This is a genomic window from Ruminococcus sp., from assembly GCF_016287535.1.
GTDB lineage: Bacteria > Bacillota > Clostridia > Oscillospirales > Ruminococcaceae > Ruminococcus.
Genome location: NZ_JAEFAJ010000037.1, coordinates 24,419 through 33,698, shown reverse-complemented (window position 1 = coordinate 33,698; position 9,280 = coordinate 24,419). Strand labels below are relative to the sequence as shown.

4 protein-coding genes are annotated in these 9,280 nt (G+C 46.2%); 3 read left to right on the top strand and 1 reads right to left on the bottom strand.

Going from position 1 to position 9,280, the window contains the following annotated elements; all coding sequences use genetic code 11:
• Positions 1-168 precede the first annotated feature (168 nt).
• Positions 169-1,140, bottom strand: a complete 972-nt coding sequence (locus tag QZZ36_RS11905; protein WP_295081761.1) for a hypothetical protein — start codon at positions 1,138-1,140, stop codon at positions 169-171.
• Between the two features lie 462 nt (positions 1,141-1,602).
• Here QZZ36_RS11905 and QZZ36_RS11900 point away from each other — a divergent pair, with 462 nt between their 5' ends.
• The 3 genes from QZZ36_RS11900 to QZZ36_RS11890 all read left to right on the top strand — a co-directional run bounded on the left by QZZ36_RS11900 (position 1,603) and on the right by QZZ36_RS11890 (position 9,088).
• Positions 1,603-3,246, top strand: a complete 1,644-nt coding sequence (locus QZZ36_RS11900) for an EAL domain-containing protein (RefSeq protein ID WP_295081759.1) — start codon at positions 1,603-1,605, stop codon at positions 3,244-3,246.
• A 224-nt stretch (positions 3,247-3,470) separates the two neighbouring features.
• The gene (locus QZZ36_RS11895) at positions 3,471-6,569 is read left to right on the top strand and encodes a carbohydrate-binding domain-containing protein (protein ID WP_295081757.1); all 3,099 of its coding nucleotides are present in this window, start codon (positions 3,471-3,473) and stop codon (positions 6,567-6,569) included.
• A 242-nt stretch (positions 6,570-6,811) separates the two neighbouring features.
• Positions 6,812-9,088, top strand: coding sequence for a carbohydrate binding domain-containing protein (locus QZZ36_RS11890; protein WP_295081755.1), 2,277 nt, complete (start codon positions 6,812-6,814; stop codon positions 9,086-9,088).
• Positions 9,089-9,280 lie beyond the last annotated feature (192 nt).

Sequence of the window (9,280 nt, the reverse complement as noted above, 5' to 3'; positions counted from 1 at the left end):
TTTACAGCCTATTATGAAACTTCTATCATGAATCTCTCATGCCATCGCCGTTTTGAGTTCACAGAAACTTTAATTAAGGCCTAAACTTACCTATGAATTGGAGGAATTTATGAGAGGGAGTGATTTTAAAATTATGTGTGCCTGTAGAGTAAATTTATACCCTTACGGTCAAGGATTAGCTGGAGTTACAGCCTGCTCAATTTCATATACGCCATTTGTTGTTCCAGTTTCAAGTTTGAACTTTGTGCTGAGGTTCCAAGAACCGTCAACTAACGACTGGAATGTATTTACATTACAAGTTTCATCTTCACCTTCGAGCCATACACGAACAACAACTTCATAATACTCGGTTGCGCCTGCTTGAACAGTTGCAATTGTTGAATCAGTAGCAGAGCTTGCATAAGTTACAGCACCTGTCGCTGATGTTGAAGCTACAGCTTTACCTGTTTCAAAGTTTGCTGCACCATTAGGAGCATAAATGTGTGTAGTTACGCCAGTATCGTCATCATCAATATCTGGGAGAGTTTTGGCACCATCAACAGCTGCGGTAGCAAACTTCTTAGAATGAATCGCAACACGCCAAGCCGTTTCAGAATCGGTTGCTTCGCTGAATGTCATTTTAAGTTCAGACAGATTAATATTCTGTGAAGCATTAGCATTGGTATTTACTGCTTTCAATACAAAATGATAATCTAAATATGTCTGATCAGCAGAAGTATAACCCAAACCAGTTAAATCGGATAACTGTGTGATCTCTGTGTACGAATTAGCTATAGCATCACCATCACCCTTAACGTTATCAGGCGCAGTTGCAAAGAAAGTATATCCATCTATAGTTGACAACGGTGCGAGAGATGCATTGTTTATTGTCTGAGTTGTTGAAGACTTAAATGTTGAATCATTTGTCGCAAAGCTACCAGATGTCCAAGAGCCACCATGGCAAGCCGCAACATCATCAATCAACAAGTTGCTATCAACGGTTGTTGTCATCGAAATACCAGTTATAGTTACTTCTGTGTTCATGGTGAACCACGCGTAGGTGGAGGTTGCCAGCATTGAAGCAGAAACAGCAAGCATCATAGCAGCCGGTATGAGCTTCTTGGCTGTATTACCTTTTTTCATGTTATTAGTTTTCATCATAAGTCATTTTCCTTTCATAATAGATTACCGGAAACGGCTCCGGCTGCCTCCTGTTTGTGTGTCTGCTTTATACTTTTTGTTTACAACCATATTATAACCTGTTTTAATGGAAATGTCAATATCACGTCAAAAAGTTCATATTTTCTCAAAACTTTTCAGCAATATGTACAAAAGAATCTACTTCTCATTCATCATCATAGCTGTGAAATTATTACATTCTGTATATAGAAATCCTAATTTCAATAGCAGTACACCCCCCTTTTCGTACCGCTTATGGCAGTGCCTTTATATACTATTATATAAATTGGTCGCACCATTCTTTACCAAATTTTAATAATTCATAAATTTTCGTATTCCTCATTGACTTTTTTATATTGTATATGCTATAATTTTATGTGTAAATAGGGTTTAACCGATCTAAGACATAAAACCCGCCCAAACGGGTGTAAAGGGGGTATGGATATGCTGCAAATAGACGAACAATATATCGTCAGTAACTTTGATAAGGCGCTTTCGGAAGGTTACATCAGAGCCTACTATCAGCCCGTTATCAGAACTCTGACAGAAAAGATTTGCAGCGTCGAAGCGCTCGCGCGCTGGCAAGACCCGGTCATGGGACTGCTCTCGCCTTTCCTTTTTATCAACGTCCTTGAAAAATACAGACTGATACATAAACTGGACCTTTATATCCTTGAAAACATCTGCATTACCTATAATCAGATGAAGCAAATGGGTCTGCAGCTCCACCCGTTCTCGATAAATCTTTCCCGTCTCGACTTTGACGAGGTGGATATGCTGAAAGCCATATCCGATATCCTAAAAAAGTACAAGGTCCCCTCAAAGGCGATCCATATTGAGATAACAGAAAGCGTAATGCTTGATAATACAGCTTATTTCCGCCGTATCTTCGACAGCTTCCACGACGCCGGCTTCGCCATCTTCATGGACGACTTCGGCAGCGGCTACTCGTCCCTCAATGTTCTGAAGGACTACAGCTTTGATGTACTTAAAATAGATATGCGTTTTCTCAGCGACATCGGTTCGCGCTCAAAGAAGATACTTGCTTCCGTGGTGAATATGGCAAAGGCGATCGGCATACACACTCTCGCAGAGGGCGTGGAGACCAAGGAGCAGAAGACCTTTCTCCGCAACATCGGCTGTGAAATGCTGCAGGGCTACTACTACGCAAAGCCTATGGACGGCGATCTGTACGTACAGTACCTCGCTGATACCGGTTTCCAGGTAGAAGACCCGGACGAGAACCACTACTGGAACGAGGTAGGACAGATAAACTTCCTCAGTCCCGATCCGCTCAATGGAAACGACTTTATCGAAACCGAAAACGGCGATTACGGCTTTGTACGTGAGAACTCGTCACCGCTTGCCCTCATAGAGCAGAGCAGCGATAAACACGTGGAAATGCTTTACCGCAATCAGGCTTTTGAGACCAATCTTCAGAAGGTAGGATTCCCTTCCGCCGACGCTCTGGTAGATGTCATCAACCAGACTCAGGCAGCTTACTACCCCAATATGGACGAGCAGATAAATTCTTCCATAAAAACAGGCAATGTCATAAAGGAAGATCATTTTGTTAACGGTATGTATTTCACTTACTGTACCAAATGCATAGCATATACCGACAAGAAAGTAATGATCGCCGCAAGTATACAGACCTACGGCAGTGACATAGATATGTCCTCCAACGAAGTTTTCGATACCTACAGCCGCGCTCTTATAGATACCTTTGATCATATAACCATAATTGATCCCGCAAAAAACCGCGTTGTAGCAAGAGTTTATTCCAAGATGGCATATTCGCAGGACTATTCAAATATGCCGCTTGACAAATCGCTTGAAAAATATGCGAATGACGAAGTAGCAGCTGAAGACAGGCAGAAATTCCTTGATTTTGTTGATCCGGCAACTATCCGCAACAGAATGGCAGACAAAATCACAAGATATCTTCATATCACCTGTGGTGTAAAATGTGCCAACGGTTCTTTCAGGCAGGAAGATATACGTATCACTAAAGTTTATATCGGCAACGGCCTAAACGAAGACGGAGAGTTGTATATGCTCTCTATGCAGGCTATAGAAAAAAAATAATATTAAAATTTTAACAGACTTAAACAATAGCATAAGCCAAAGCTTATGCTATTGTTATTTTTCATCGGATCATATTTTAATTATATACGTTTAAACAATATTCAGCATTTAAAAACGCCGAATTTAAGATAAGTTTAAGATTATTTTAAGCTTTATTCATTATTATGTAGATACCGGTTAAGTACGACTTTAGTATCTATTATTTCATAGGAGGAATGATAAAAATGAGAAAGAAAAGTATACTGGCAGGTCTCCTGTCAGCACTGGTTCTCGGAACAGCCTCAGCTGCAAACGTAGCAGCTGCTGACGGACTCTACGGCGACGCAAACTGTGACGGCACTGTAGATATGTCCGACGCTGTCCTCATAATGCAGTCTCTTGCCAATCCGGCAAAGTACGGCATCAACGGAACAAATGAGAACCACATCACACAGAAGGGCATAGACCTTGCAGATGTTTCCGAAAATGGAAACGGACTTACCACGAATGACGCTCTTGCTGTTCAGAATTACCTTTTAGGCAACGTCAAGTCACTTCCTGAGTCCTATAAGGAAGGCTCAACTTCAACAACAACTACAGTCAGCAATCAGACAACAACTTCCACCACAACTACTACAGAGCCTGTAACGACTGTTCCTAAGGAAGATGTAAACACATCTATCCACCTTAACGGCTCTTCGATAACTGTTGACGGAAAGTACGCTACAGCAAGCGGTTCAAAGGTAACTATCTCACATTCGGGCACATTCACTATCGACGGTACTCTCAATGACGGTCAGATCTATGTTGAGATCCCAGACGAAAAAGCTGATCCCGATACAGTAAAGCTTGTTTTCAACGGCGTGAACATCACAGGCAAGAGCGCTCCCGCTATCCTTGTCAAGAACGCAGACAAGACCTCTATCACTATAGCCGACGGCACAGAGAATACTATCTCTGACGGAACATCGGCTTACCAGGGTGATGAGCTTGAAAGCGCTGTTATCGAGGCAAAGGACGACCTTACCATAAAGGGCGGCGACAACGGCACGGGTACTCTTACCGTAAACGCAAATATACAGCCGGCTATCGTCTGCAACAACGATCTCAAGATCACCAGCGGTATCCTTAATGTTAATACGCTCAACGAAGCACAGGATGTTTCTCCCGATACAATAAAGGGCAAGGGTTCTGTAACGGTAAAGGGCGGTACAATAAATATCGTTTCAAAGGGCGACGGTATCAAGTCCTCAAAGGGCGAAGTCGTTATCGAGGGCGGTACTATCGTTATCAAGGCTTCCAAGGACGCTGTACAGGCTGAAACGGATATCACTATCGCAGGCGGCGATATCGCTGCATTCGGCGACAAGGGTCTCACAGCAACAGGAAATGTGAATATCACAGGCGGCAACATCATAGCTACTGCCAAGGACAATCAGTGCGAGACTATCACATCGACAGAACAGGCAACTCTTGTGCTTGACTTCACAAAAGAATGGGCAAAGAACAATCCTATTGCCGTTACCGATTCTTCAAACAAGGTACTCCTTGAGCAGAATCCTCCGAAGAAGTACAAGTACGCTATCGTTTCATCTCCTGATCTTGCTTCCGGCGAATTCAAGGTATTTGCAGGCGGCATAAAGATGAAGCACAGCAGCGGCAGCACCTTCAAGAGCGGCAAGCCTGCAAAGTTCACCGAAGTAAACAACGATATGGAGAACGAGGAGCAGCTCTATCAGGAGCTCTTCAGCCAGGCTACGATCCACAAGATCGACGTTCAGATGAACGAGGCTACATGGCAGAATATGATGAACAACGCAAGCAAGGAAGAATGGACTCCCTGTGACGTTGTCATCGACGGCGAGACTATAAAGAATGTCGGCATAAGAACAAAGGGCAACAGCTCACTTATGATGGCAAAGAACAACAAGTACAGCCTGCGTCTCAAGCTCGACAAGTACGACAAGACAAACAACTACCACGGACTTACCGAATTCTGCATGAACAATATGCTCTCAGACGCTTCATGTCTCAGAGATATCCTCTGCTACAACGCAATGTACGAGGTAGATGGCGTTGCACCTCATGCAGCTCATACAGATATGTACCTCAACGGCAAGCTCTACAGCTTCTATCTCCTTGCAGAGCAGCCTGGTGATACACTGGCAGAGCGCTACGGCGTAGACGACGATACTGTACTCTACAAGGCTACAGAAAGAGCCGGCAACGGCGGCGGCTTCGGCTTCGGCGGAGACAGCTACTGCTCGTTCACACAGAACATGACTCCTGACAGATTCGATGTTAAATTCGGTATAGACGATAATTACCAGCATATCGTTGATATACAGACAGCTATCAACAAGCTCACATCAACAAACTACAAGTTCATCGAGGACGTTATCGACGTACCGAGCTTCCTCAAGGGCTTCGCTGTAAACTCCATATTCTGTAACTACGACAGCTATAACGGCTCACTTGCTCATAACTACTACCTTATATATACAGGCGGCAAGGCTTATTTCGTAGGCTGGGACTACAACCTTGCAATGGGCAACTTCATGGGCGGCGCAGATTCAGTAAACTCTGACATCACAACAAGTCTTTATCAGACTACAGTTTCAGACCGTCCTCTTGCAAAGCTCCTTCAGGTACCTGAGTACTACGATATGTATGTAGGTTACGTTAAGGATATCCTTAACCTCTACAGCAACCCTGAGCAGTACATCAGCAACTACGCAAAGAATATCCGTTCACACGTTCAGGCTGACCCAAGATTTGAATTCACTCTTGACCAGTTTGACTCCAACACTTCAAAGAGCGCTAACGGTCTCCAGACCAGCGGCAACGGCGGTCAGCAGCAGGGTGGCTGGAACTTCGGCGGCGATCAGCAGCAGGGCGGTCAGCAGCAGGGCGGCTGGAACTTTGGCGGCGATCAGCAGCAGGGCGGTCAGCAGCAAGGCGGATGGAACTTTGGCGGTGATCAGCAGCAGGGCGGCCAGCAGCAGGGCGGCTGGAACTTTGGCGGTGATCAGCAGCAGGGCGGTCAGCAGCAGGGCGGCCAGCAGCAGGGCGGCTGGAACTTTGGCGGCGATCAGCAGCAAGGCGGATTCAACTTCGGCGGCTTCCAGATGAATGCAGATGAACCTCAGTCTGATGATATAACAGAAGTAAGCGAAGACTGGGAGTTCCAGGGAGGTTTCGGCGGCGGCGGAATGAACTGGGGCGGCGGAGGCGGCTTCGGCGGCTTCGGCGGCGGCGGCGGAATGTTCGGCGGCGGAAATATATCAGTCGTTGACTTCCTCGTAAAGAGATTTGAGATCATTCGCTCAGCTCTCAGATTCTGATAACAGATATAATATACCAGGGTCTCCTGTGGCAGTCGTCTGCCGCAGGAGACCTTTTTTGCACAATATGATATGTATCTTTCAACATCACAGCCGTCTCTTAAAGAATTATACACAACTTCTTCGTTTTGTCCACCTTTGTGGCATTTTTTGAGTTTACAGAATGCATAATTTGAGCTATTATTACATTAAACAATATTTGCAGCTGCGTTCTCAAACAGCTGCAGGCAGGGGGTACTTAAATGAATATTACCAGAAAACTGAAGTCTGTGCTTTCAACTGTTGTTGCCGGAGCTATGCTGTTCTCAGCAACAAGTGCCGTTCAGTCACACGACTTTGAGGCAGACGCTGCAGGCGCCTGCACAATCAACACCAACAAGGAGTATCAGACTATCCGCGGCTTTGGCGGTATGAACCACCCGGAGTGGCAGAGCTACAATGTTCAGAACGGAGCTCCCGGAGATATGACCGCTGAACAGGTGCAGACCGCTTTTGGAAACGGCGAAAATGAGCTTGGTCTCACTATACTTCGTATCTTCGTAAGTGACGACAAGAACGCATGGAAGAATGCGATACCTACTGCTCAGAGAGCCCAGAAGCTCGGCGCTACAGTATTCGCTACTCCATGGAATCCACCGGCTTCAATGCGTCAGAACGGCTCCGGCGGTCCGCGCGGCGGTCAGTACGTTCTTAAAAACGGATCTGAAGCGCAATACGCTCAGCACCTCAATGACTTCATCAAATACTGTAACAGTCAGGGCGTTGAGCTCAATTCCATCTCTGTACAGAACGAGCCTGACTGGTCGGGCGAGTGGACATACTGGGCTCCGGACCGTTGCGCAAGCTTCCTTGCGAACTACGGAAAGGCTGTAACAGCAGGAACAAATACAAAAATGATGTCGCCTGAGAGCTTCAGCTACAGCAAGGATTACTACAACGCTATCCTTAACAACGCTCAGGCTATGGCAAACTGCGATATGTTCGGAACTCATTTCTACGGCACGCAGCGCAGCCAGATGGACTTCCCTGCCCTTGAAAACTGCGGCAAGGAAATATGGATGACAGAGGTATATGTGCCGAACAGCGACAACAACTCGGCGGACCGCTGGCCTGAAGGCGTTCAGGTAGCTGAAAATATCCACAACGCTCTCGTTGTAGGTAATATGAACGCTTATGTATGGTGGTATATCCGCCGTCAGTACAGCCCGATGTGGGATACCGGAAAGATCTCCAAGCGCGGTTACGCAATGGCACAGTTCTCAAAATGGGTACGTCCCGGAGATGTACGTATCGACGCTACAGAGCAGCCTAATACGAATATCCTCGTTTCCGCTTACAAGCACAGCGACACACAGGCAACTGTAGTCGCTATAAATAAAGGCAGCGGTGCTGTTTCGCAGCAGTTCACCCTCAGCGGCAGAACAGTCACGAATGTTGATACATACAGGACCTCAGGAAGCGAAAACATCGCTAAAATAGGCGGAATCTCCGCAAGCGGCGCTTCATTTACCGCACAGCTCCCCGCAAACAGCGTTACTACATTCGTCGTAGGACTTGAGAGCGACGGCAAGGGCTTTGAGGGTGGCAAGGATCCGACTCCGCCGGAGCCTATCGAACCCGACGAAAACGGATACTACTACCACGATACCTTTGAGGAAGGCAGCGACGACTGGGAAGGCAGAGGCGGCGCTACGGTTGCTACCGGCGGTACAGCCTATAAGGGCAGCAAGGCACTCACAGTTTCTGACAGAACCAGTGCATGGCACGGCGCTGTAAAGACTCTTGATTCACTCACCTTCAAGGCAGGAGAGACATACAGCTTCAGCGTTTGCGCAGCAAATAACGACAGCACAACGCAGAACATGATGCTTTCACTGGAGTATTCGCTCAACGGCGAGACAAGTTACGCCCATATCGCACAGGCTGAGTCTTCAAACGGTGAATATGTGCTTCTCTCAAATCCGAATTATACTATCCCCGCAGGCGCTTCAAGCCTGAAGCTCTACGTCGAGACCGAAACCGGTTCAGGCAGCTTCTCCATAGACGAAGCTATCGTTGCCAAGAGCGGTACGGTAGTAGACGGTCCCGCAGCAACTACCACTACTACAACGACAACTACCACCACAACAACTACTACGACTACCACAACGACCACTACCACAACGACCACTACCACATCAGAGACAACAACTACTACAACAACGGAAACTACTACATCAGCAACTACAACATCTGTAACTACTCAGGATCCTAAAACGGCTCTTGAAGGAAAGGTCACCAAGTGGGGCGACGCAAACTGTGACGACAATATTGATATGGGCGATGCCGTTATCATAATGCAGTCTCTTGCAAATCCGAGCAAATACCAGCTTTCAGAGGCAGGCAAGTTCAACGGAGACGTTTACGAGGCAGGCGGAGGCATAACCAACAGCGACGCTTCGACCATACAGAAATATCTCCTCGGACTGCTTAAAAGCTTCCCCGAAAACTACGCCGAAAATATCACATCTATCGGCTGATGCACTGCTATGGCTTCCTGATATGGCAGCAGCAGTCACAGGAATTGATCTTCCTGATTAAAAAATATATGCTTTTTAAACATCAGCTGTCATAAGACAGCTGATGTTTCTTTTTGCCGTAATAATCTGCCGAAAAAAACAATAAACTAATTAACGCTGTTTTAACTTTATGTATCGTTAATTAGCGCAACA

Excerpts from the sequence above, each read along its gene's own strand:
- QZZ36_RS11895 (WP_295081757.1), top strand. The coding sequence starts at position 3,471 with ATGAGAAAGAAAAGTATACTGGCAGGTCTCCTGTCAGCACTGGTTCTC.
- QZZ36_RS11890 (WP_295081755.1), top strand. The coding sequence starts at position 6,812 with ATGAATATTACCAGAAAACTGAAGTCTGTGCTTTCAACTGTTGTTGCC.
- QZZ36_RS11905 (WP_295081761.1), bottom strand. The coding sequence starts at position 1,140 with ATGATGAAAACTAATAACATGAAAAAAGGTAATACAGCCAAGAAGCTC.
- QZZ36_RS11900 (WP_295081759.1), top strand. The coding sequence starts at position 1,603 with ATGCTGCAAATAGACGAACAATATATCGTCAGTAACTTTGATAAGGCG.